This window comes from Glaciimonas sp. Gout2 (assembly GCF_035018905.1).
GTDB lineage: Bacteria > Pseudomonadota > Gammaproteobacteria > Burkholderiales > Burkholderiaceae_D > Glaciimonas.
This window is the reverse complement of sequence record NZ_JASJXA010000021.1, coordinates 1-22,882: the sequence shown is the minus strand read 5'-3', so window position 1 is coordinate 22,882 and position 22,882 is coordinate 1. Positions and strand designations below refer to the sequence as shown.

The 22,882-nt window shown below is 49.2% G+C and carries 23 protein-coding genes; 15 read left to right on the top strand and 8 right to left on the bottom strand.

Features of this window, described 5'->3' with window-relative positions; translation table 11 throughout:
- Positions 1–80: 80 nt before the first annotated feature.
- Both QN379_RS14785 and QN379_RS14780 read right to left on the bottom strand, forming a co-directional pair.
- Positions 81–863 carry an SDR family oxidoreductase gene (locus QN379_RS14785; RefSeq protein ID WP_323506972.1) on the bottom strand — a complete coding sequence of 261 codons (783 nt, stop codon included), beginning with the start codon at positions 861–863 and terminating at the stop codon, positions 81–83.
- 221 nt (positions 864–1,084) lie between these two features.
- Positions 1,085–1,522, bottom strand: a complete 438-nt coding sequence (locus QN379_RS14780) for a carboxymuconolactone decarboxylase family protein (RefSeq protein WP_322236574.1) — start codon at positions 1,520–1,522, stop codon at positions 1,085–1,087.
- A 241-nt stretch (positions 1,523–1,763) separates the two neighbouring features.
- Here QN379_RS14780 and QN379_RS14775 point away from each other — a divergent pair, with 241 nt between their 5' ends.
- Complete coding sequence (locus QN379_RS14775) at positions 1,764–3,203, top strand: PLP-dependent aminotransferase family protein (protein WP_323506971.1); 1,440 nt, start codon at positions 1,764–1,766, stop codon at positions 3,201–3,203.
- A 107-nt stretch (positions 3,204–3,310) separates the two neighbouring features.
- On the opposite strand, the gene QN379_RS14770 is transcribed toward QN379_RS14775, so the two are convergent.
- The 3 genes from QN379_RS14770 to QN379_RS14760 all read right to left on the bottom strand — a co-directional run bounded on the left by QN379_RS14770 (position 3,311) and on the right by QN379_RS14760 (position 5,759).
- Positions 3,311–3,940, bottom strand: a complete 630-nt coding sequence (locus QN379_RS14770; RefSeq protein ID WP_323506994.1) for an NAD(P)H-dependent oxidoreductase — start codon at positions 3,938–3,940, stop codon at positions 3,311–3,313.
- Entirely contained in the window at positions 3,940–4,392 is a 453-nt protein-coding gene (locus QN379_RS14765) for a GNAT family N-acetyltransferase (RefSeq protein WP_323506970.1), read from the bottom strand. The genes QN379_RS14770 and QN379_RS14765 overlap by 1 nt, the downstream gene beginning before the upstream one ends.
- A gap of 125 nt (positions 4,393–4,517) precedes the next feature.
- Complete coding sequence (locus QN379_RS14760) at positions 4,518–5,759, bottom strand: MFS transporter (protein ID WP_323506969.1); 1,242 nt, start codon at positions 5,757–5,759, stop codon at positions 4,518–4,520.
- Between the two features lie 123 nt (positions 5,760–5,882).
- Here QN379_RS14760 and QN379_RS14755 point away from each other — a divergent pair, with 123 nt between their 5' ends.
- The 13 genes from QN379_RS14755 (at position 5,883) to QN379_RS14695 (ending at position 18,684) form a co-directional block, all read left to right on the top strand.
- A complete protein-coding gene (locus tag QN379_RS14755) occupies positions 5,883–6,791 on the top strand; it encodes a LysR family transcriptional regulator (RefSeq protein ID WP_322236567.1) in 909 nt (302 codons plus the stop codon).
- A gap of 259 nt (positions 6,792–7,050) precedes the next feature.
- Positions 7,051–7,383 carry a metalloregulator ArsR/SmtB family transcription factor gene (locus tag QN379_RS14750; RefSeq protein ID WP_323506968.1) on the top strand — a complete coding sequence of 111 codons (333 nt, stop codon included), beginning with the start codon at positions 7,051–7,053 and terminating at the stop codon, positions 7,381–7,383.
- A gap of 120 nt (positions 7,384–7,503) precedes the next feature.
- The gene (gene arsB / locus QN379_RS14745; RefSeq protein WP_323506967.1) at positions 7,504–8,571 is read left to right on the top strand and encodes an ACR3 family arsenite efflux transporter; all 1,068 of its coding nucleotides are present in this window, start codon (positions 7,504–7,506) and stop codon (positions 8,569–8,571) included.
- A 79-nt stretch (positions 8,572–8,650) separates the two neighbouring features.
- Entirely contained in the window at positions 8,651–9,076 is a 426-nt protein-coding gene (gene arsC / locus QN379_RS14740) for an arsenate reductase (glutaredoxin) (RefSeq protein WP_322236561.1), read from the top strand.
- 13 nt (positions 9,077–9,089) lie between these two features.
- Positions 9,090–9,821, top strand: coding sequence for an arsenical resistance protein ArsH (gene arsH / locus QN379_RS14735; RefSeq protein WP_416348551.1), 732 nt, complete (start codon positions 9,090–9,092; stop codon positions 9,819–9,821).
- Between the two features lie 250 nt (positions 9,822–10,071).
- Entirely contained in the window at positions 10,072–11,472 is a 1,401-nt protein-coding gene (locus tag QN379_RS14730; protein ID WP_323506966.1) for an MATE family efflux transporter, read from the top strand.
- A gap of 64 nt (positions 11,473–11,536) precedes the next feature.
- Positions 11,537–11,692, top strand: coding sequence for a hypothetical protein (locus QN379_RS14725; RefSeq protein WP_322236557.1), 156 nt, complete (start codon positions 11,537–11,539; stop codon positions 11,690–11,692).
- Positions 11,693–11,955: 263 nt separating this feature from the next.
- Positions 11,956–12,483 carry a GspH/FimT family pseudopilin gene (locus tag QN379_RS14720; protein ID WP_322236555.1) on the top strand — a complete coding sequence of 176 codons (528 nt, stop codon included), beginning with the start codon at positions 11,956–11,958 and terminating at the stop codon, positions 12,481–12,483.
- Positions 12,484–12,499: 16 nt separating this feature from the next.
- Positions 12,500–13,081, top strand: a complete 582-nt coding sequence (pilV, locus tag QN379_RS14715) for a type IV pilus modification protein PilV (RefSeq protein ID WP_322236553.1) — start codon at positions 12,500–12,502, stop codon at positions 13,079–13,081.
- Positions 13,078–13,977, top strand: a complete 900-nt coding sequence (locus tag QN379_RS14710; protein ID WP_323506965.1) for a PilW family protein — start codon at positions 13,078–13,080, stop codon at positions 13,975–13,977. The genes pilV and QN379_RS14710 overlap by 4 nt, the downstream gene beginning before the upstream one ends.
- Positions 13,978–14,616: a pilus assembly PilX family protein gene (locus QN379_RS14705; RefSeq protein ID WP_322236549.1), complete on the top strand. Its 639-nt coding sequence runs from the start codon at positions 13,978–13,980 to the stop codon at positions 14,614–14,616.
- Complete coding sequence (locus tag QN379_RS14700) at positions 14,613–18,119, top strand: pilus assembly protein (RefSeq protein ID WP_323506964.1); 3,507 nt, start codon at positions 14,613–14,615, stop codon at positions 18,117–18,119. The genes QN379_RS14705 and QN379_RS14700 overlap by 4 nt, the downstream gene beginning before the upstream one ends.
- Positions 18,120–18,162: 43 nt before the next feature.
- On the top strand, positions 18,163–18,684 hold the full coding sequence (locus QN379_RS14695) for a type IV pilin protein (RefSeq protein ID WP_322236545.1): 522 nt from the start codon (positions 18,163–18,165) through the stop codon (positions 18,682–18,684).
- A 288-nt stretch (positions 18,685–18,972) separates the two neighbouring features.
- On the opposite strand, the gene QN379_RS14690 is transcribed toward QN379_RS14695, so the two are convergent.
- The gene (locus QN379_RS14690) at positions 18,973–20,271 is read right to left on the bottom strand and encodes a solute carrier family 23 protein (protein WP_323506963.1); all 1,299 of its coding nucleotides are present in this window, start codon (positions 20,269–20,271) and stop codon (positions 18,973–18,975) included.
- 534 nt (positions 20,272–20,805) lie between these two features.
- Here QN379_RS14690 and QN379_RS14685 point away from each other — a divergent pair.
- Positions 20,806–21,027 (top strand): catalase, encoded by a 222-nt coding sequence (locus QN379_RS14685; RefSeq protein ID WP_323506992.1) that lies wholly within the window; start codon positions 20,806–20,808, stop codon positions 21,025–21,027.
- 121 nt (positions 21,028–21,148) lie between these two features.
- On the opposite strand, the gene QN379_RS14680 is transcribed toward QN379_RS14685, so the two are convergent.
- On the bottom strand, positions 21,149–22,270 hold the full coding sequence (locus tag QN379_RS14680; RefSeq protein ID WP_416348550.1) for a hypothetical protein: 1,122 nt from the start codon (positions 22,268–22,270) through the stop codon (positions 21,149–21,151).
- A 128-nt stretch (positions 22,271–22,398) separates the two neighbouring features.
- Positions 22,399–22,882: DUF535 family protein (locus QN379_RS14675; protein WP_323506961.1), on the bottom strand; the 484-nt coding region annotated here is incomplete at its 5' end.

Here is a 22,882-nt window from a genome sequence, read left to right as displayed (position 1 = left end):
TGGCAAGGAAAAGCTGTCGCTTTAAAATAAGCTTAAGCGACAAGCTTCCTGAAGATTGAGGTTTGAGGACTATTGCTCTTTTAATAGACACCCGACGTGCCGCCACCATCTACCGCGATAGCCGTTCCCTGAATGTGGCGCGCACGCTCGGAACATAAAAACAACGCAAGTCCTGCGACGTCTTCAGGCTGCCCGATTCTGGCGATGCCGTCCTTGGCGATCTGTGCTGCGCGCACTTCTTCTACCGACAAGCCGCTTGCTGCTGCCCGCTGACTAAACAGTTGTTCGACACGAGGGGTTTCTATCAAACCCGGCAGGATTGCGTTGACGTTAACGCCGTCAATTTTACCCAAGCCAGAAAGTCCCTTGGTAAAGTTGTGCATGGCGGCATTGACTGAACCACCGACCAAAAATCCGAAATCTGGCGTACGCGCAGCACCGCCGATAATATTGACCACGTGTCCATTCGCTGCTTTTAGCAAAGGCCAGAATAAGCGGCAAAGGTTGACGCAACCAAAGAACTTGAGCGCGAACCCATCCTGCCAGTCTTCCGAGGACTGCGAAAGAAAAGCACCAGCGCGCGTGGCGCCAGCTGCATTGACCAAAATATCGCAACGCCCATAACGCTGGGAGACAAAATCAAACACCGACTTGCATCCCTCCTCTTGGCGCAGGTCAGCAACATAAACGTCGGGACGCAACGCAACGTCGCCCACGCCAAGGTCTGACGCCGCCGCCTGATTTGCGTGCGCGGTGAGAACCGTTTGCGCGCCCTCGGCTGCGAACGCGGCGGCAATTGCGCGCCCAATCCCACCACTGCCACCGGCGACAACGACAATTTTTCCTGAAAATTCGTTTTCCATGATGCGTGTATTCCTCGCTGCGTTGCGTTAATTTACATTGAGTTCAGTTCGGGGTTGATTTCCCTTCATCGCTCTTTCTCGCTTACAGGTTAATAATACAATCATTACACAGTGTGCCACAGCCGCCGTCGAATGTTCGGTAGCGGGCTATGGGCAACTATTAGCTAAAAATGGCCGATCATCTGCTTTCGACTGCCCCGATCCTTATGCCAGAATTACGCTCAAACCGGCATTTTTCGGAACGCGACCGCAAAGCGGTTCCAACTATTAATAGATGTCACCAACAAGGTTAAATCCATCAACTCGGCATCATCAAAGAACGGCCTGACTGCATGCCACACCGCATCCGGCACGTGATCGTGTGATACCAGTGTCAGCGCCTCCGTCCATTCCAGTGCCGCGCGTTCGCGGGCGGTAAAAAATAGCGACTCGCGCCATGCCACAACAGTCGCCATCCGGCGCTCGGTTTCGCCTGCCTTACGCGCTTCCGTGACGTGCATATCGACGCAAAAAGCGCAGCCGTTGATTTGCGAAGCGCGCAGACGCACTAACTCTTTTAGGGTGATATCCAGCGTTCCTTTGCTGACCTGATTTTCAACCGCCATTAAGGCTTTGATGACGTCGGGATTGTTTTTGTAAAAGTCGAGGCGGGATTCCATTTTGATGTCTTTGCTAAGTTGAGTGATAAGGGATAAAAAATATTTTAGGTAATTCAATACATTTAGTATTAGGACTCACGCAAAACCGTCCCAACAGGGCTTGCCGAAGACAGTGCCTGAGTATCGGGCCTCGTAGCCGACTAGGAGAGCACAACGCAGTTGGGGCGATTTGCGTCAGTCCTCAGTATGCGAATATCATGGCAGTATCGAAAGAGCCAAGAAACATCAAAATGACTAGTCCATGAAAAAACTTCATCCTGTCCCGCTCACACTGGAACTGCAAGTTGATCGCACGCTGCAACTGCCTATCTATTTGCAAATTTGCCAACGCTTCAAGACAGCCATTGCACAAGGCCACTTACGCGCAGGCGATCGTGTACCCGCCGTGCGGGCGCTCGCGACCGCGCTCAATTTAGCCAGAGGGACGGTGGAAATGGCCTACCGGATTTTGACGGATGAGGGGTATTTACAAGTCCGGGGCGCAGCCGGCACTGTGGTATCACCCTCACTGCCCGTTCCAGTGGCACACAAGCCACTGCGCCTTGCGGCTGGACCATTGGCACCGGCAATGACCGATTGCGATGGACTGGTACCTAAGCCGATGCAACTTGGTCTGCCTGCACTTGACGCTTTTCCTCGCAAGGTCTGGAATCGTCTTGCCGCGCATCGCCTGCGAGATTCTGAATCGATTGGATTAGCGTATCCTGATCCCTTAGGCTATCGCCCGTTGCGCGAACGCATTGCGACTTATCTGGGGCTGTCGCGCGGTGTTAGTTGCATGCCTGAGCAGATCTTCGTCACCGCGGGTTACCGCGCTACGTTAGAACTCGTTTTGCGCAGTCTCGCCGCACCTGGTGATGCCTTCTGGTTTGAGGATCCCGGCTATATATTGGCGCAACTGTTTCTGCGCAACGCTGCCGCCACGTTGGTTCCTATCCCTGTAGATGAGCATGGCTTAATGGTTGAGGAAGGATTGCGCCTGCGTCCGGACGCGCGGTTTGCCGTGGTGACGCCTTCGCATCAAAGTCCGCTGGGCGTCACGCTGTCGCTGGAACGCCGAATGGCCTTGCTCGAATGGGCCAGTTCGGCGCATAGCTGGATCATCGAAGACGATTACGATAGTGAGTTCCGCTATCAGGGACGCCCTCTACCCGCACTAAAAAGCCTTGATCGCGACGACCGGGTCATTTACAGCGGCACCTTCAGTAAAGTAATGTTTCCCGGTCTGCGCCTATCTTATGTGGTGGCACCACTTAGCGCCACCGCACGATTTCAGACTGTGTGCGCCGATCTGAATGCAGGCTGTCCGTCTCTATTTCAGGCCAGTGTGGCCGACTTCATCGCTGATGGTCATTTCTCACGTCATCTCAAAAAGATGCGCCTGTTGTATGCCGAACGGCGCATGATCACCGCACAAGCGTTGCAGCAAGTGTTCGGAAACTGGTTACGTATTGATCTCCAACCGGGCGGTCTACACATCGTGGCAAAGTTGCCAGAAGGTACGGATGACGTCGTGTTAGTCGAACGCGCCCGCACCGCTGGCTTTGGATTGCACGCGCTGTCGCGTTGGTACATTGACGCCCGGCCACAACCCGGGCTGGTCATCGGTTTTGCAAATATCCCCGATTCAGATACCGCCATCAGTCTTGCTTTAAGACTAAAACAAGCACTGAATGCCTAACAAAATGCCACTACAAATATAACGATTTTTTTAAATGTATTCCAAATGACGTAAGCGGCAAGCATGCTGTCACCCATTGTCGTTTATAACCTGAATTTTCTACGGCACTATGTGACTACTTGCAACGCACAGAACGGTATGTCGACCATCATCTCGCGCCGCGCCGCAGCAACCGCCTCTTCCACCGCCGCATCACCAAATACCAAACCTTCCAGAAGGATGAACTTGACGTTTTTAATCCCAATAGAGCCCAGCGCATAGCGCATATAAGGCGTCAAAAAATCTGGTTGACGCGCCCGCTCACCCGCATGGAAGCCGCCTGAACCAACGATCACGAACGTTGGACGATCTTGCATCAATCCAATCTTTCCTTCTGGCGTGGGACTAAAAGTACGGTGAATCCGCAGCACATGATCAATCCACAGCTTGAGTGAAGCCGGGACAGTAAAATTATGCATCGGCGTAGTGATCACTAGCATATCGGTTTGCTCAATCTCGCCGATCAAGCGCTCTGACCAATCGAATGCATCTGCTATTGGCGTTTTTGATGTGATTGCGGCAGCATATTTCTGATCGATTATCGGCAAAGGTTCTGCTACCAAATCGCGCTCAATGAGCTTTACATCTTGCATGTTCGCTTCGGGTGATTGCTTGAGGGCGGCGAACATCTCTTTGGCTAAACGATAGCCGTGACTCGCTGTGCCATGGGGGCTACAGTTCAACAGGAGTGCACGCATCATGCTACCCCTCTTGGCATCAAAGCTTCGACAAAATGCATTCCTCTTGCCAACAGACCATGGCGGAAATAAAACCGCTGAGCCAGTGCCATATGCAGCCCGGTATCCAATACAAAATGCGCGCACCCTGATCCTATCGCCTCTTGCCGAACCGCCTCTAACAACTCGCCACCCACGCCAGAGCGTTGCAAGCGAGCGGTCACTACCAAGTCATCAACATAGATAAACTCGCCATAAATCAGATTTTCTTGAAGGCGATATCCCGCTAAGCCGAGTATTTCATTGTGCTTGTATGCGGCAAGCAGACGATAGCCTTGCGTACGCTGTCGTTCTATCTGCGCCGTGAATAACTGCGCATCCTGCAAATGCGGGCGCAGCTCTTGCATGATTGGGAAGGCAGTCAGGATAGTTGCCGGATCGTCCAACTGCCTGAATTCGGTGGGTCTGTTCATGAGATTCCTCTTCGCTTGAGCCTCTACTATAGCGTCGCAATGGCACATCTTATAGTGCCAAGAAATAGTAAGCCGACTAGGACATCAAGCAAAACATATCAAGATTCTAACGCTGCAATCCATCCTTATTTATGCAATTTGTTGCGCGTTTCCCCCCCCTTTTTTTGCATCATTAGTCCCATCACAATCGCCACAACCGCGATGCCGCTTGCGACATAACCGATACTTCCGATCCCAAAGCGTTCAATACCAAAGCCGCCAATCATTGCACCAACGCCGATGCCCGCATTTGCTGCCGACACGTTGATCGTACCGGCCAGGGCTTGTGCGTTGGATGCCGCTTTCATGACACGTACCTGACATATCGGAAATAAAGCCGTATAAGCAATCCCCCATATCAACAGGTCCAATCCCAGCCAGCCATACGACCCTGCCAATGGCACGCTACCCGCCATCCCAATCGCCAGCAAAAGTGTAAATACAAGCGTCGCGCCGAGGGGACTGCGATCAACAACATAACCACCGATCCAATTACCCATCATGCCCATTGCACCAAACCCCATTAACCACCATCCGACTTGCGAAGTTGGGACGCCCGCGACACGTTCGAGCGTATCGGCCAGATAAGTATAGGAAGTGAACATCGCTGTAAACACCACAATGGATAAAGCAACGTTAGCAAGAAAGTGGGGATCCTTCAGAATCTGCGTCTGCTCGGCAATTTTGACGCGCTGCGGACGCGCGACGGTCGGCATAAACATGACCAACAACCCCGCCATCAACAAACACAATACCGCCAAACCCCAAAACGTCCCACGCCAGCCAACGGCATCCGCCGCCAGCGTTCCCAAGGGAATACCGAACAGCAGCGCCGCAGATATCCCAAAGTAGACTTGCGACACGGCGCGGCCCGCGCGTTCAGGCCCGACAATTTGTCCGGCAGTTTCACTCGCCGTGCCCCAGAAAACCGGCAATGCCAATGCAGCAATAAAGCGTGCCAATGCAAGTATCCATATATTCGTCCCCAAAGCGGCTAATGCATTTGATACGGCAAAAACCAGCATGATGACGATGAACAGGCGCTTGCGTTCAAAATGCGACAAAAAAACGGTCAGCACGGGGCCGAATAGCATGACAGTGAACGCAAAAAGTGTGACCAACAGACCGGCAGTAGAAATCGATATACCGAGGTCACGCGCCAAAGCGGGCAACAAACCGACGATCAGGAATTCGGTGGTAACGATGACAAATGCCGCAAACGCGAGAATCGCAATGGACAGACCTTGTTGACCTGGGTGCGAGGCGATGTCAATGGCTGGAGATAAAATTGGCGGCGAGGCTGGTGATGCGGGGACAGCGGACGACATAATAAGAAAACTTTCTTAATTGAAATGTATGGCAAGGATATGCGAGAATGGAATTCTCATATAAGGTGATTTTTCTCAACTTCGAAGAATTAAATTCCTTAATGACCTATTCAATGGCTAAATATGCATCCGACCGAACAGTTTAAGGGTATCGAAACCTTTGTTTATACGGCAGACGCAGGAAGCTTTGCCGCGGCGGCCATTCGCTTGAATCTGACCAGTTCCGCCGTCAGCAAAAGCGTGGCAAGACTTGAGTCCCGGCTTGGCGTGCGCCTGTTCGAACGTACTACGCGGCGCTTGAGGTTAACCGATGCTGGTCAGACCTATTACCGCACTTGCACTGCCGTACTGGAAGAACTCAAGGCGGCAGAAACTATTCTGGCCGCCCAAACCATCGCACCATCTGGGCGACTGCGGGTCGATTTACCTTCATCGTATGGTCGCTCCCAAGTCATGCCGGTGCTGCTGGCGTTTGCCCAGCTCCATACCAAAGTACGTCTGCACGTCTCTTTTACCGACCGCTTCGTCGACCTTATCGAAGAAGGAATTGATGTCGGTGTGCGTATTGGCGGCCCCGATAGTTGGCCGGCATCATTGGGCCACCGCTACCTCGGCAGCGAACGGTTGATTTTCTGTGCAGCGCCTTCCTATATCAAGCGACGCGGAATGCCAAAGACTGAAGCAGATATGGACGCCCACGATGCCGTCCTCTACCACAAGGCAGATGGCACCAGCAGTCCCTGGAGGATCAGTCACGGCAACGGACATATCGAGCACCGGGCGATAGAAGGTGGAATCGTGCTCGGCTTGGGTGAAGCCCAAGTCAGCGCGGTATGCGCGGGGGCCGGGATCGCACAATTAGCAACCTGGCTTATCAAAGACGAATTGGCGAGCACAAAGCTGGTTGAAATACTGCCGCAGTTAGCAACAGAAGGACTTCCGCTGTCGCTGGTATGGCCACGCAGTCGACAGTTACTACCAAAGGTCAGTGCCCTCCTTGATCAGTTGACAGTATCTTTATCCGTTAGCTAAATTGCACGGAACCTAGCTGACGAGGACAATGTAAGTGCGCGTCGCGCACGCCGTTCTCATTGATGAGAAACAATCAGGCATTTACATTGCCCAAGATAAACCACAACCGATGAAGACCCATTTCACCTAGACGAACAATCAGGCTTGCCAATCATATTGGCATAAATAAGGCCATCTAAGAATGGCAATGTACGTTATCCTTGCAACTATTCTACAATTCCAATATTATAGAAATATAGAATTAACTCGGACTACAATAATGAATACTCAAACTGCTATCGCCGCTCTAGCCGCACTGGCACAAGATTCACGCCTTGCCGTGTATCGCTTATTAGTACAAATCGGACCATCCGGCATGCCGCCCAGCAAAATTGGTGAGCAGCTTGGCATTCCGCCATCGTCGCTATCATTCCACCTAAAAGAACTGACCCATGCGAATCTGGTCACCTCAAAACAAGAGGGACGCTTCGTTATTTATGCAGCCAATTTCACCACGATGAATGGCCTGATCGGATTCCTTACTGAAAATTGTTGCGGCGGCAATCCATGCATATCCAACACTACCTGTAACGCAGAAACCATCCAAACTTAAACCCGACAATGCATCGACACAAAAATAAATACAACTAAAACCCAACCAACCATCATCCGGATTACGCAACGACAAGTAAGACCGCCTACTTGAATTACCTCCGTCTTATCGAGAAATACTATGACGATCCAATGCGAAACTCGCGCAGAATCAAGCACTGCTGCGCCCATGAATTTATTTGAACGTTACCTCACGGTTTGGGTGGGGTTATGTATCATTATCGGGATTGTTCTGGGCCAGGGATTTCCCCATGCAGTACAGACTATCGGCGCACTGGAAGTCGCTAACGTTAACCTGCCGGTTGGCTTGTTGATCTGGGTGATGATTATTCCCATGCTGCTGAAGATCGACTTTTCTGCGTGGAATCAGGTTAAAGGACATGTACGCGGTATCGGCGTTACCTTATTTATTAACTGGGCAGTCAAACCTTTCTCGATGGCCTTACTCGCCTGGATATTTATCCGCCATTGGTTTGCACCGTATTTGCCGGCTGACCAGTTGGATTCTTACGTGGCAGGATTGATCCTGCTGGCCGCCGCCCCTTGCACCGCGATGGTATTTGTCTGGAGCCGTCTGACCGGCGGCGATCCGTACTTTACGCTGTCACAAGTTGCCATGAACGACTTGATCATGGTGTTTGCGTTTGCGCCCTTGGTCGCCCTGCTTCTTGGCGTATCGAGTATCACCGTCCCTTGGGCGACATTACTGACCTCAGTGGGTTTGTACATCGTTGTGCCGGTGATCATCGCCCAGCTATGGCGCAAATTGTTGCTGCGACGCGGGCAATCCAGCTTCGATAAAGTAATGGATCGGATCCAACCTTGGTCGATTTCGGCGTTATTACTCACGCTGGTATTGCTCTTCGCATTTCAAGGCAATGCGATCATTGAACAACCGTTGGTCATAGCATTGCTGGCTATTCCGATCCTGATACAAGTCTTTTTTAATTCCGCAATGGCTTATTGGCTTAACAAAATTGTTGGCGAAAAGCATTCGATTGCCTGTCCATCCGCATTAATCGGGGCGTCCAACTTCTTTGAATTGGCGGTTGCAGCCGCGATCAGCCTGTTTGGCTTTAAATCCGGCGCGGCGCTTGCAACGGTGGTCGGTGTGCTCATTGAAGTACCGGCCATGTTAGTCGTTGTCAGCGTCGTTAATCGGACGCAAGGCTGGTACGAAAGACGTTGAGTTGGGCTGGGCAATGGGCCAGATTACCAGTCCCATTTCTATAAACAGAAAATTTACACGCTTTTAAGAAAGTTATTCCATGAATATCACGATTTATCATAATCCTGCTTGCGGAACATCGCGCAACACATTGGCTTTAATACGCAATGCCGGAATTGAACCCGAAGTGATCGAATACCTGAAGCAGCCGCCGTCACTTGCAACACTGACAAAGATGATCTCCGATGCTGGCCTGACGGTACGGGAGGCTATCCGACAGAAAGAAAAGTTGTATTCGGAGCTCAGCCTGGACAATGACGAGTTAACAAATACACAATTACTTGAAGCCATGATAGCGCATCCGATACTGATCAACCGGCCATTTGTGATCACGCCAAATGGCACGCGCTTGTGCCGTCCGTCCGAGTTGCTACTCGACATTCTACCTATCCCACAACGGGCATCGTTCAGTAAAGAGGACGGTGAAGTTGTCATCAATGCGGAGGGGCAACGTGTCTCAAAATAAAACTGAGCGCATGATGGAAAGCCTTCTACCATGCGATCCTGCAATGCCGAACATTCAAGCCGACCTGTTTCACACGCCATTGATATCGGATTTTACTGGCATCGCACGTTCGTCCCACGCGCCCCGTTTCCTGTTGTTGTATGGATCATTACGTGAGAAATCTTATAGCCGCCTTCTTACCGAAGAAGCTGCCAGACTTCTCAATGCAATGGGTGGTGAAGTCAAAATATTTGATCCGCGTGACTTACCGTTGCCTGATGGCGAGCCCGATAGTCATCCAAAAGTGCAAGAGCTGCGCGCACTTGCCCAGTGGGCCGAAGGTATGGTCTGGTGTTCACCGGAGCGCCACGGCGCGATGACAGGCATCATGAAGGCGCAGATCGACTGGATTCCGTTATCGATCGGTGCGGTGCGTCCAACACAAGGGAAAACCTTGGCGGTGATGGAGGTATCCGGTGGATCACAGTCATTCAACGCGCTCAATCAGATGCGTATTCTGGGGCGCTGGATGCGGATGATCACCATTCCGAATCAATCTTCCGTTGCAAAAGCCTTTATGGAGTTCGACGACGCAGGCCGCATGAAACCTTCCGCCTACTACGACCGCGTTGTCGACGTTATGGAAGAGCTGTTTAAATTCACCTTGCTCACCCGTGATGTTTCCGACTTTCTGGTGGACCGTTATAGCGAACGCAAAGAAAGTGCCGAAGAATTAAGCAAGCGGGTGAATCAAGCCACGATCTGATGGTTATTTTTATTAAAAAAAAATTCTGCGATCCGATCCCTGTGCATTTTTTTGCTCCGGGATCATCAAGGGCAACGTCGGCGGAGAAAGCGAAAGATACTTTTGAGCAAAGATAATCCCTAACGTTACCGCTATCAAAAAATACCGCAACACCTTCAGCTTAAAGCCAATTCAAACCATGCTTTAATCTACACAAATCAACGGAATACTTGGTAAGCTAGTGCGATATTTTACGCATAATCGACCTCCAATGAAGCCAGCCTCCTCTCACTCGCACGCCGCCCTAATTGAAGGCCCGATAGCAAAAACCTTGTTCTTTTTTACATTACCGATTTTATTCGGCAACGTATTGCAATCGTTAAACGGATCGGTCAATGCGGTATGGGTGGGCCATTATCTGGGCGAATCTGCATTGACCGCGACCGCCAATTCAAACGCTATTCTATTTTTTCTCATCACCAGCGTTTTAGGACTTGGGATGGCGGCCACGATACTGGTCGGGCAAAGCCTTGGTGCAAGAAATACCGATCAGGCCAAACGCGTAGTCGGCACCAGCATCACCTTTTTTCTCTGCTTGTCTTTGCTAGTTGCCATGTGCGGATTTCTATTCTCCCGACGGTTGATGGAGTGGATGCATACGCCGCATGATGCCCTGCCCTTGGCTGTTGCTTATTTGCGCATCATCTTCCTGGCGTTGCCGTTTCAGTTTTCAACCATCTTCATCACGATGATTTTGCGCGGCGCTGGCGATACCAAGACGCCGTTAAAATTTCAGATGCTATCGGTCGGACTCGATATTGCGTTAAATCCATTATTTATTTTCGGTTGGGGTCTCATTCCACCACTTGGTATCGCGGGCTCGGCGGTCGCCACGCTAGTCGCACAAAGTATCAGCCTGACCGCCCTCGTTAGCTTCTTATATTATAAAAAACACTTCCTTTGCCTGCATGCTGGCGAAGGACATTATCTGCGCCCCGACCGCGCGATTTTGAAAGCCATGATCCTTAAAGGCATTCCGATGGGATTGCAAATGGTGGTGATCTCTCTATCCATGATCATGATGATTTCGCTAGTTAATCATTTTGGAACTCAAACCTCCGCTGCCTATGGCGCCTGCCTGCAACTTTGGAATTATGTACAAATGCCAGCGCTCGCCGTCGGCATGGCCGTATCTTCCATGGCAGCGCAAAATATTGGTGCACGCCGACTGGACCGGGTCCAGCGCATTGCGATGGTCGGGATTATGTTTAACTTTCTCATGACGGGTGGTCTGGTCACCCTGATTTACCTTTTTAACCAGACGGCGCTTTCGCTCTTTTTGCCGGCGCATGTAGATGCCCTACCTATCGCACAACACATCAACGCCATGGTCGCATGGTCTTTCGTGGCCTTAGGCGTGACCTTTGTATTATCGAGTGTGATGCGTGCTTCGGGTGCCGTAGTGGCACCGCTGGTGATTCTATTCCTGGCGTTATGGTGCATACGTCTACCATTTGCCAGCGTGCTGATGGAAAGTTGGGGAGCAGACGCACTCTGGTGGAGTTTTGGCGTTGGCTCGTTATCGGCGATGCTGATGTCTATGGGCTATTACCGTTTTGGTCCATGGCGCAATGCGCATATGCTTCCTGTTTCTCCTGCAAGCGCTACTTAAAAAAAATCAGGACAGAATAAAATTCTCCACGCATCACCTCCATCTATCAAAGTGGAGGCGATGCATGTCTATTTTTCGCACGGATAATACAACCCCAAACCACAAAGCACCTGGTGCACGGTCAAGTCCGACCAACAATTCTCCTCCTCCCGCCACCGCCTCCGCCGCCATGCCGACCTTACGCTACAAACGAGACTTCAGCTCCATCTTCTTCATATAGTGGCGAATAGAAAAATCCGTTCATTCACACAGATTACTCTGCCATCAAAGACTTTTATTTATAGACCAATCTCGTAAATTTTCAGATTTTTCTCGACGCTATTTAGTTGAAAATGGTCCTTCGCTTTTTAAATAATAGTCCAATGTTTATTTGGGAAAAACGTTAGCGCGTCTTTCGCTGCATTTCGCATTGCGCCCTTTTATGGCTCTCGTACGGATTTGCCTTCATCTTTGTCTTCTTACACTTGTAAAGAACCCGACATCATGGCTGCTGCAAACAAAGGTTTTACGTTGGTTGAGCTAATGATGACCATCGTTGTATTTGGCATTCTGGTGGCAATTGCTTTGCCATCAATGCGTGACTTTGTAGATGAACAACGCGTCTCTACCAGCGTAAAAGAGTTTATTGCCGCCAATCGCCTAGCCAGATCCGAAGCGGTCAAGCGCGGTAAGCGTGTCACCGTTTGCAGTAGCGTCAACGGAGATATCGGATCGAATGTCTGCGCTTTGAAGACCAATTGGTCCAGTGGCTGGTTGACGATGACCAATGACAGCGGTGGAAGCGGCGGAGAAATAACCGCCCGGCGCGGCGCGTACCCTAAACAATTGCTGGTTGAGGCGACCGTGACTGCATTGCACTATCAGGATACTGGAAGAATCGAAACAAAAACCGGGGTAAGTCCATTTTTCTTATTTAGTGTCGATCATAAATTTGTTCACAAAGTATGTATCTCAATCAACGGACATGTGCAAATACATCGACAAAATGGCGAGTTTATTCCGGCTTGTTGAACATAAGAGATATCCTATGATGAGCTTCATCAACAATCAGAAATGGCAAAAAAAGAAACGCCTGAAAATTGCGGCCCAGCGGTCCCGACAAAGCGGAGTCGGCATGATTGAGGTTTTGGTCGCACTCCTGATTTCGGCGTTCGCTTTACTCGGTCTGGCAGGATTACAGGTCATCTCATTAAAATATCAAAAGGTGGCACAATTTCGTTCATTGGCTAGCCAGACCAGTGCAGATATGGCCGACCGCATACGAGCCAATGCCAGGTCCTCCGCAGCGGGCGACTACGTGACGCACGACGACTATCTCACCAACAGAACTCCCTCAAGCCATTGTAAATTCACTTCGTGCACACCCCGACAAATCGCGGCAGTGGATCTTTTCAACTGGCGCACCGATTTGAGGCGATCAATCGCCGGCGGCTGGGGAAACGTTACTGGCGACGCGACCAACGGCCTTACTCTGACTGTATATTTTTCTGAACCCAATAGAGCCAAAGCTGCTAATGGCGACAAGCCCGATCCGAATTGTGCCGCCAACTTTCCTAGCGGTACGGATATCAACACAATCCGGTGTTTTAAAACGGTATTTGTGCCATGACGACCATCCTGCTAGCGATTCCTAAAAAGAAGCATCGTGGATTCTCCCTGATTGAATTGATGATCTCATTAGCGATTGGTTTAGTGCTGATGGTATTCGTTACCAGTCTTTTTTTTAGTAGCCACTTTAGCGCTCGCTTAAACGACGACAACGCGCGCATTCAGGAAGATGGCTACATTGCCATGAACATGATAGGCCGCAATTTGATGCAAGCCGGATACGGCAATATGCGCACAACCACCGCCACAGACTTTAGCGGGATCGGATTCAAAGCCTGTCAGCGAGGTTTTAAGTTACCGTTGACCGATGACTTTCAATGTAATACGACGGCCAAACAGCCCGAATTCATTGTGAGTTATATGGTAAATACGGAGATAGGCCGTTGGAATTCCTCAAACTATTGGGATCAAACTAGCGCTGATTGTAACGGCGCACTACCGGGCTATACCGATCTTCCTGAGCCTACGTCAGTCGCGGTGATCAATCGCTATTTTACAAAAACGGTACATGGCGAGACTTCGTTATTTTGCGAGGGTAACGGAAAAATTGTTAACGCTCAAGAACCGGCTCAGTCAATGTTAAGTAATGTCGACAAAATGATATTGACCTATGGCGTGGATACCAAAGGTGTCTATTCTCCCTCGACTTTTTTCAGCAATGCCGATGACGTAGAAGCCCTTCCTATTTCAGGGTCCAACAAGACTAATTGGGATCAGGTCATCAGTGTAAAGGTGTGCATTGCGCTGCATAGCGACAACGAGGTGACTTCGACCCCGCAATCTTATCGCGATTGCGATAACACGACCAGAATTGCACCTAATAAAAAATTGCATACTACGTTAACACGCACTTTTGCCTTACGTAATCACGTACAACCTACGTTGCTGGATCAATAAATGCACGCAAAATATTCTATATATTCAGATAGTCGTCATGACCCAGCGAACGTTTCCCACCACGCACCACGAAGCAGTGATCGGTGTGTCCAATCGGATCATCACTTTTTCCACCATTCATTAGATGAAAACGCAAGTTTTTCCAAGATTAAGCCGGCTAGAAAACTAAAAATAAATCTGCGAAATAAGACGATATCAAAGACGATAACAAGGCAAGCCGGGATTGCCTTGCCTTTGGTACTCATTTTTTTTGTCGTCATGACGCTACTGGGAGTGACCGAAATTCGCAATGCTACCTCGGGCGAAAGCTTGGCGGGCAATGCGCGTAATCAGCAAATGGCGTTTCAAGCCGCGGAGCAGGCACTCCGTCATTGTGAAATCGATCTGCAAAAAAGTATAAGAAACGGCGCAAGAAGCGACTACGAGGGTCTCACATTAAAATCGATTTATCCCAAGCCTTACGGCGTAAAAAGCTCACCAAAATGTCGGGCCACCGACATTTCAGACACTTTGCAATTAGGTCCAACGGAAGTCAGCAGAGATGAAAGCATCTTCGTCTACCAGATCACAGCGCGCGGCACTGGTCCCTCCGACAATGCGGTTGTAATGCTGCAGAGCTCTTTAAGGTTTAAAAAATGAGAGATACGCAAATCATGTTACCAACAACACTATTCGTCAGATTAGCCTCATCCCGATTATTCGTGCGCAGAATACATGGTCGCGGACTCAAGTTAATACGCGATACAGCAGTCAGCATCACTGGCTTAACCATGATGGGATTATGCAGCAGCGCGTTGGCTGAAATTGCGCAGTCTCCCTTATTTTTGGCGGAGCCACCACCGCCCAATCTCATGTTTATCTACGATAATTCGGGCAGCATGAACTTCGAGACTCTAACGGGGGACGATGTAACCAATGCGTATACATCCCCCCAATATAATCATGACAAATACGGATGGATTTGCAAGAATTTTTGCTTTCAGCAACCAGACAAAAATCAGGCCGCTTTTTTCTCAAGCGATTGGAATCCAATTTATTACAACTCAGCACTCACCTATACCCCGGGACTGTTGGCTAGCGGTCGATTTATGGCGAACGCAAATGCCACCTCGACATTATTGGATGGGTACGCTAAGACCGGTCAAAAAATTCCCCTCACGGCAATTTGCCACGTCACTAAAACATTTAAACTTCCCCTCTTCCACCCACAGACATTTGCTACAAATAAAACTTGTACGAAGTCCGGCCCCATTATCAAGGCGCAATATGCGTACTATTACACATGGCACGGTCAAGGAAAAACAAATGGATCGCAGTACCAAGATCAATTCTACGTACGAACAGACATTCTGCCCTCCACCGCTTTTTATCCACGCGCATCGACGCGTAGCGATTGCACAAAAAATGCCACCAAATGTACATATAACGAAGAAATTCAAAATTTTGCCAACTGGTTTTCCTATCATCGCTCCCGCCATCTGGCGATGAAAACTATGCTTGGTATCGCCTTCTCGGGGTTGAGCGATCGCTTCCGCATTGGCTTTTCAACGATTAATCAAAATAAGACACGGTTTGTTCCAATTGCCAGTTTTACTAGCGCACAAAAATCACTATGGTACGAAAAGTTATACACCAGCGAGTCGAATGGAGGCACGCCGCTTGCGATAGCACTTGATAATGTCGGAAAGTACTACCAAGGACTTGGCATGCCTGGCATCTCACCCGCACCGCCTGATCCGATTCAATTAAAATGTCAGTCAAACTACGCCATTTTATCGACCGATGGCTTTTGGAATCTGTCGAATTCAAAAGTTGATAATTTCGATAAAAGCGTGCCGTACGATTTACCTGCTCCGGTGCCGCTTGACCCGGTGTCCGGAAAGCCTTTCATCCCAGGCCAACCTTTTCCTCCACCTTTCTATGAAGGTGCTACCCCGACATCCGGCACCCTGGCCGATACGGCGATGAAGTATTGGTTGACGGATATAGGATCCCGACCAGGACAAGGTGGAACAGTCGGACATATCACTGCCAATAACAAAGATCCGGCAACCTGGCAACATATGGTGACGTATACCGTCAGCCTCGGTGCAAGTGGCGTATTAAAATATCAGCCGGATTACCAAACCTCACTATCAGGTGATTACGCCGGAATTAAAGGCGGCTATCGAAGCTGGCCAGTGCCCGTAAGTGATAAATCAAATACCATCGACGACCTTTGGCATGCTGCGGTAAACGGTCGTGGTAGTTATCTCAATGCACAAAATCCCACGATCTTAAAAAATGGTTTGATTGAGATGCTGAAATCCCTCAGCGACATACAGGGTGCGGGGTCGAGTATTGCCTATGCCGGCGCTACGGTCGGTGCGGCTGGATTCTCTTATGCTCCAAGCTTTCAATCCACAAAATGGACTGGACATTTAAAGGCTTACAGCATAAAAAATGGGGTACAAAAAGAGCTGCAATGGGACGCCGCAACACTATTTCCGCCCTGGGACTCGCGAAATATTGTGACCTGGAATACAGGCACAGGCGGAATAAAATTTTCATGGAGTAACTTAGACCCCTTTCAAAAAATTGATCTGGGATCGGAATCGATATCGGAATATTTGCGCGGTAATAAAGCATCCGAGCAGACGGTAAACAGTAGCGGTGGCACTTTTCGATATCGTGAAAACTTGCTCGGCGACATCATCAACTCATCACCGTTACATGTCGGAAAGGCCAATTTCGGTTATGCAACATCAGCCTCTGATGGAAACGGCGGCGAAACGTATGCCGCGTTTCTCAAGAAAAAAGAAAGCAATCGCGCCGCGATGGTTTATGTCGGTGCGAACGATGGAATGCTACATGGTTTCGACGCTCAAACCGGGATTGAAAAATTCGCATTTATACCGAATTCCGTTTATCCCCATTTGAAATCATTGAGCGATCCGGCTTATAAACATCATTATTTCGTCGATGGACAATTGGCACAAGGAGATGCCTATCTTGGTGGGCAATGGAAAAATATTTTATTAGGCAGTACTGGTGCGGGTTCACACGGCGTATTTGCGATTGATGTTACTAGTCCCGCGAGCCTCGGCGCACGCAGTATTTTATGGGAACTTGGCGCCAGCGGTGACTTTAAAGATCTGGGCAATGTATTAGGAACGCTGGCGGCCGTACGTTTGACAAATGGAAGGTGGGCGGCGATCTTCGGAAACGGATATAACAGTGCGAGCGGTAGAGCGATTTTATATGTAGTCGATCTTGCCAGCGGTAAGCTGATTCATCAAATAGACACAAGGATTGGCGATACATTGACGCCAAACGGATTATCCACACCGGGCTTGCTGTTCAATCATAAGCGTGAATTGATCGCTGCGTACGCGGGTGATTTAAAAGGAAATTTGTGGAAATTCGATATGTCATCCACCTCTCCTTATAATTGGGTATCAAAAAAAATGTTCACGGCCACCACCGCCAATGGAAGCATTGCGCCGATTGTTCAACAACCGCTATTGACACCGCACCCAACGGCCGGCTTTATGGTGACCTTTGGCACCGGAAAATATTATGAAACGGCCGACAAAACCAATACGGATAAGCAAGCCTTATATGGCGTATGGGATAAACCTGGGCTATTCACAACAAAAGACCGCGGAGATTTACAACAACAAGGACTCACGCCAATGGTGCAAAACGGCGTGACGGTAGGACGTATATTAACCAATAGAGCTGTCGACTGGTCCTCTAAGCGAGGGTGGTATATCGATATGCTAGATCCCGGCGAACGATTTGTTGGGCGCCTACAAGTCATAGAAAATGTTGTGCTGCTGTCGACAACGCTTGGCCCCACCGTAAATCCCTGTGACGGGGGCGGTACATCGTACACGATGGCAACCGATATCCTGAACGGGAGCGTCGCTAAAGATTTTGTTTTTGTCGATAAGGATGGCAAACCAATACAGGATGCCCAAGGTAACAACGCTAGCGCAATTGGAACTGGCGGCACTTCTTCCGAAGGCGTAAGTATTCCCGGTACATCAAACGACTGCATTACCATCAATCAACTGGATGGCAAAACTACATGCATACCTTATGTCACGTCGTCGGAGGTCATACGGCGATGGCGCCAGATAGTTGTGTCAGACCAATAAAGAAATCTAAGCGGCGCTGATTGGGATACGCCATGAAGCGTTAATGCCTATTATTTGTACGCTGCGTGAAGAGAAACACATGTTGAAGAGTGACTCAATAAACAGCGATGACACCATTCAGGAAGCCACAGTGAGCAGAAAAAAAATACAAAAACAAGTCGGATTTACTTTGATGGAGCTGATGATCGTGGTCGCGATCGTTGGGATTTTAGCTGCTATTTCCGTACCTAGTTATGCCGAATATATAAGGCGCAGTGACAGGACACAAGCGATGACGGCATTGCTACGAGCCAGCAACTGGCTTGAGCAACAATTTACGGTGAATAACACCTACCTGGTCAATGGAACACGTCCGATTTTGCCGCCGGAATTGGCCCGCTCACCAGAATCAGGAAATATCAGATACAGTTTAAAGGTTACTGCGAGTTCTGACAGTGCGTTTACGCTTCAGGCTGCTCCTAGATTAGGGGATAGATGCGGTACGTATGTTCTGGATCAATCGGGGCAGCGAGGTCTGATTGGTGCCAACGTCAATCTGGTGGCGACATGTTGGGGCGGTGGCTAATTCGCTCTTCGCTCTGTATTACATTCGCTAGTTAGTTATTTGCATCGTTAGTTTTTACGTTGGCTGGTTATTGCATCGGCCGACCAATGTTAGTTCGGCCAGCTACTTTATCGCCCATCTGACTTTTAATAAATCGGTCATACGCAACGTTTACACACATTGTTTTTTCAGGACGTTTACTGTCGCAGAGACTGAAGCGACATCATGGGGCCTCAAGAAAGAAACTATTCCTAAGGCCCATTGAAAGTATCTGCGCAATCAACACATTGCCGCTTTAATGTCTTTACTTTACGTCTTCTTCAAACCCAGCAACGCGTATAAAATAATTGCACCAAAAGTCGCGGTACCAATTCCACCGAGCGAAAATTGACCCAACTTCAACGTAAAATCACCAGCGCCCAATACCAGCGTCACTGCAGCGACGATAAGGTTACGGTTATTAGAAAAATCGACTTTATTCTCAACCCAGATACGCGCACCAGAAACCGCAATCAATCCAAAGACGACGATTGATACACCACCCAATACCGCCGCCGGAATAGTCTGAATCACGGCCCCGAACTTCGGTGAAAAACCTAATACCAGCGCAATTAGCGCGGCAACCACAAATACCAACGTAGAGTAAATTTTTGTCACGGCCATCACGCCGATATTTTCAGCGTAGGTTGTAACGCCCGTTCCCCCAACACTACCGGAGAGTATGGTTGCCAAACCATCACCTACGAATGCACGTCCCATATATTTATCGAGATTTTGTCCGGTCATGGCACTTACTGCCTTAATGTGACCGAGATTTTCAGCGACCAGAATCACCGCAATCGGAGCGAGCAACGCCATCGCATTGAGCTGGAATACGGGCGCGGAAAAATGGGGAATACCAAACCAGGCCGCATGAGCGACGATTGAGAAATCGATTGCTTTTCCCATTCCTGCACCGTTGGTCAGCACCGCATAAATCACATAAGCGAGCATCAATCCGACCAAAATCAGCAAACGCTGCAACATACCGCGTGCGAACACCGCAACCCCGCCGACGCAAAGTACCGTGCCAAGCGCCATCCAGGCATCGAAATTGTTACCGATCACCCCTTTAACGGCAATGGGTGCCAAATTCAAACCGATCACAGCGACCACCGCGCCGGTCACTACGGGCGGCATCAGCTTTTCGATCCAGCGCGTGCCGACCAGCATCACCACGAAACCGATCACCGTATAGACCACGCCGCAAGCGATAATGCCACCGAGCGCGACCCCAAGATTGGCATTGACACCGCTGCCGCTATAACCGCTGACGGCAATCACTAGCCCGATGAACGAAAAGCTGGAACCCAAATAACTTGGAATACGCCCACCTACCAAGACGAAAAACAATAGCGTTCCTATGCCGGACATAAAAATCGCCAAATTTGGATCGAATCCCATCAGCAATGGCGCTAAAACCGTCGAACCAAACATCGCGACCACGTGCTGCACACCCATTGCAAAAGTCTGTGGCCAAGGCAGGCGCTCATCGGTTGAGATGATTTGTGCCTGCCCGCCTGCCACAGCGGCGCGCAAGCGCCACTTCGGAAAATAAGAACTCGCCATAGTTTTCTTCCTGAAAGCCCGACTGGCGATTGCTGTTTTTAGTCTATCGACGCAAAACAACCACCGCCAGTCGGATGATTTATTTGAATTTTGATTGGGGAGTAGTGTACGAAGACCAAGCCAAAATGACAATCGACATTCAGCAATTGCACGGAGAAATACCTGTTTAAGGTGTTTGTGTGACGATGACGGCGAAGTTATATATTTGATACTTTTTCAGTGCATGGTTAAAGCGCTAAAGGTCATGATGGAACTCAAGGGACTACATAAATATTATCAATTTCATCATTATCGGACTTAACTTGGCATCATTTCGTACTCGAAACCACAATAAATAAGCACGCAGACCAGTTAATCAAACAATGACAATTCATTGCCTTAATTACCACTAACACGCATCATTTCCGGAGATTTTTTGAAACAATTCACTGTCCGTCCTCTCGCAATCTCATTCGTTCTGCATAATCTGTTCAGCGCAATTGTTTTGACACTCGCTTCGCAAGCCATGGCCGCGGACCAAGCGCCCCACCCCGTATCAACGATGGCACGGTGGTCTGGCCGAATGATCGGCCTCAAATCGCGTTAGGTATTTTGTCGCTGACCACGATGGCCCCTGATAGCGCCGCAATCGAAAAAACGCTGACGTTCAATTCATTACTGTTGGTAGATGGCATTGCGCCTTCGGCAGATCTAATCCTGTTGGCGCGCCAGATCGCTTATAGTTTTAGCGTGAGACGGCGCTTTTCGGGACAATAAAACGATAGACTTCACCCTGCTCTGCTAAGTAGAACGATAATCCCGTGTGCGAGACGTTAAAATCTCGCACCCTTTCGACCCACATTACGGGCTTCCCGCTTTCCATTCTCCAACGCAGGGATCACACGGTGAAGTCGGTCAATTTCGTGTCTGCAAACGTATCGGGCGCCAGTAACCGCTCCATCACTTCAGACCAACGCAAAGGCGTTCTTTTCGGCGCTATACGCGGTGCCACCAGTGCTGCACGAATAGCCTGCCCGATCGAGTCGGCATCGCTCGGAATATACCCAAAGCGCGATGGATAGTCACCAGCAATCCCCACCGGGCATACCGCTGGCAACCGAAAAAAATCATATTGCATTAGCTTCATGGACGTATCGGAAAGATAGCGTGGCACCTCGCTCGAACGATAAGGTGCGATGCCCATCGTCGCGTGCTTGATATAGGGTAACGTAGCCTGATGTGGCATTTCTTCATGGACCACTACATTCTTTCCGTACCCCGGCTCGGCTCCCGTGCCCGACCCAATAATATGAAATGTGACTTCCGGGAACATTGCCGATGCGATGACAAAAAAACTGGGATCGAATAGCATAGACCCAACCGATACCGCATGCAGACCCGGCCCATACGGCGAGGGATCGGCATGATCTTCCACCGAATAATCGAAACCGTGCGGGATCACATAACAGTTTTCCAGACTTGGCATCCGATCAGCCAGCATGCGCGACGTTAGGCAAAGCGCATCCATTTTCGGCCCGACTCGGGCGAACGTATCTTTTACATAAGATGCGACGTTAATGGTATCGAGATCATCCGAGGCGAGATAAATAGTTTTTGCCTGCGGATTGAGGCGTCGCACTAAATCAAAGAAAATTGGTGCTATGCCACTTTCAAATACCACTACATCGGCATTTTGTATCCACTCCACCAGCACCGGACTGGGATGGTCGATGTAACGTTTAAATAGAAATTTTTCGATAGGATAAAAAGCACCCTTGCGCAAGTTGATTGGATGGATAATTGTTTTCCAAAGGTAGCAATTAACACCTTCGTACATCTCCACTTTATTGGCGAGACTATCCAAAGAACTCCGAGGATCCGATTTTAATTGGGAAAGAAAACTGTATTGGCATGAAAAAAAACTGGTCGGGCCATATTTCGCCAATTCTGCAGCGATGAAATGCATGTTCACCTTCCGCCGCGATCTGTAATCATGTGCGGTAATCACTAATGATCTCATCGTGTTAGCTCCTGTTGAGGCACACCTGCAAAACAGAGATTCGATTTACTATTGAAAACGTACGTCTGATCGTAGGGTCGTAAAAAAATGTAAGACACAAAATTGTTATATTGAACGAAAGCGATGTTTTACGACGTCACGACATCTTTTCTGGAGTCAATACTCCTCCTGACTTCTTGTGCTTCTTTCACAAAAAAATGTTCCATTGCGCGTGCCACGTGATCGCTAATTTCATTTTTGAAAGCGCGCTTTTTTTGCGTCCGTTTCCGATGTTTCATTTCAATCAGTTCAAGGGGTTTTTCAACGAATGGAACAGGAATTTCATAAAAATTTGTGTCTGACACCAGAGCACCATATTTTTCAAAAAAATTGTTATATGAAAAATAAAATTTCTTACCTTGCGATATCTGATTTTTATTGCCAATCCCTACCAGCGTCTTAAAACCAAGTGCAGTCGTTACGCCGCTCATCGCCGCCATCAATAATTGCGCGGGTTGAATATCATGACAAAGTTTAGTCGCCAACTTCACATTTTCAAAATCATGCATTCCCTGAACACTAGAAATAAATAACACATTTTTGTCTCCAAGTCCAAAGGGAGCTCCATCGGAG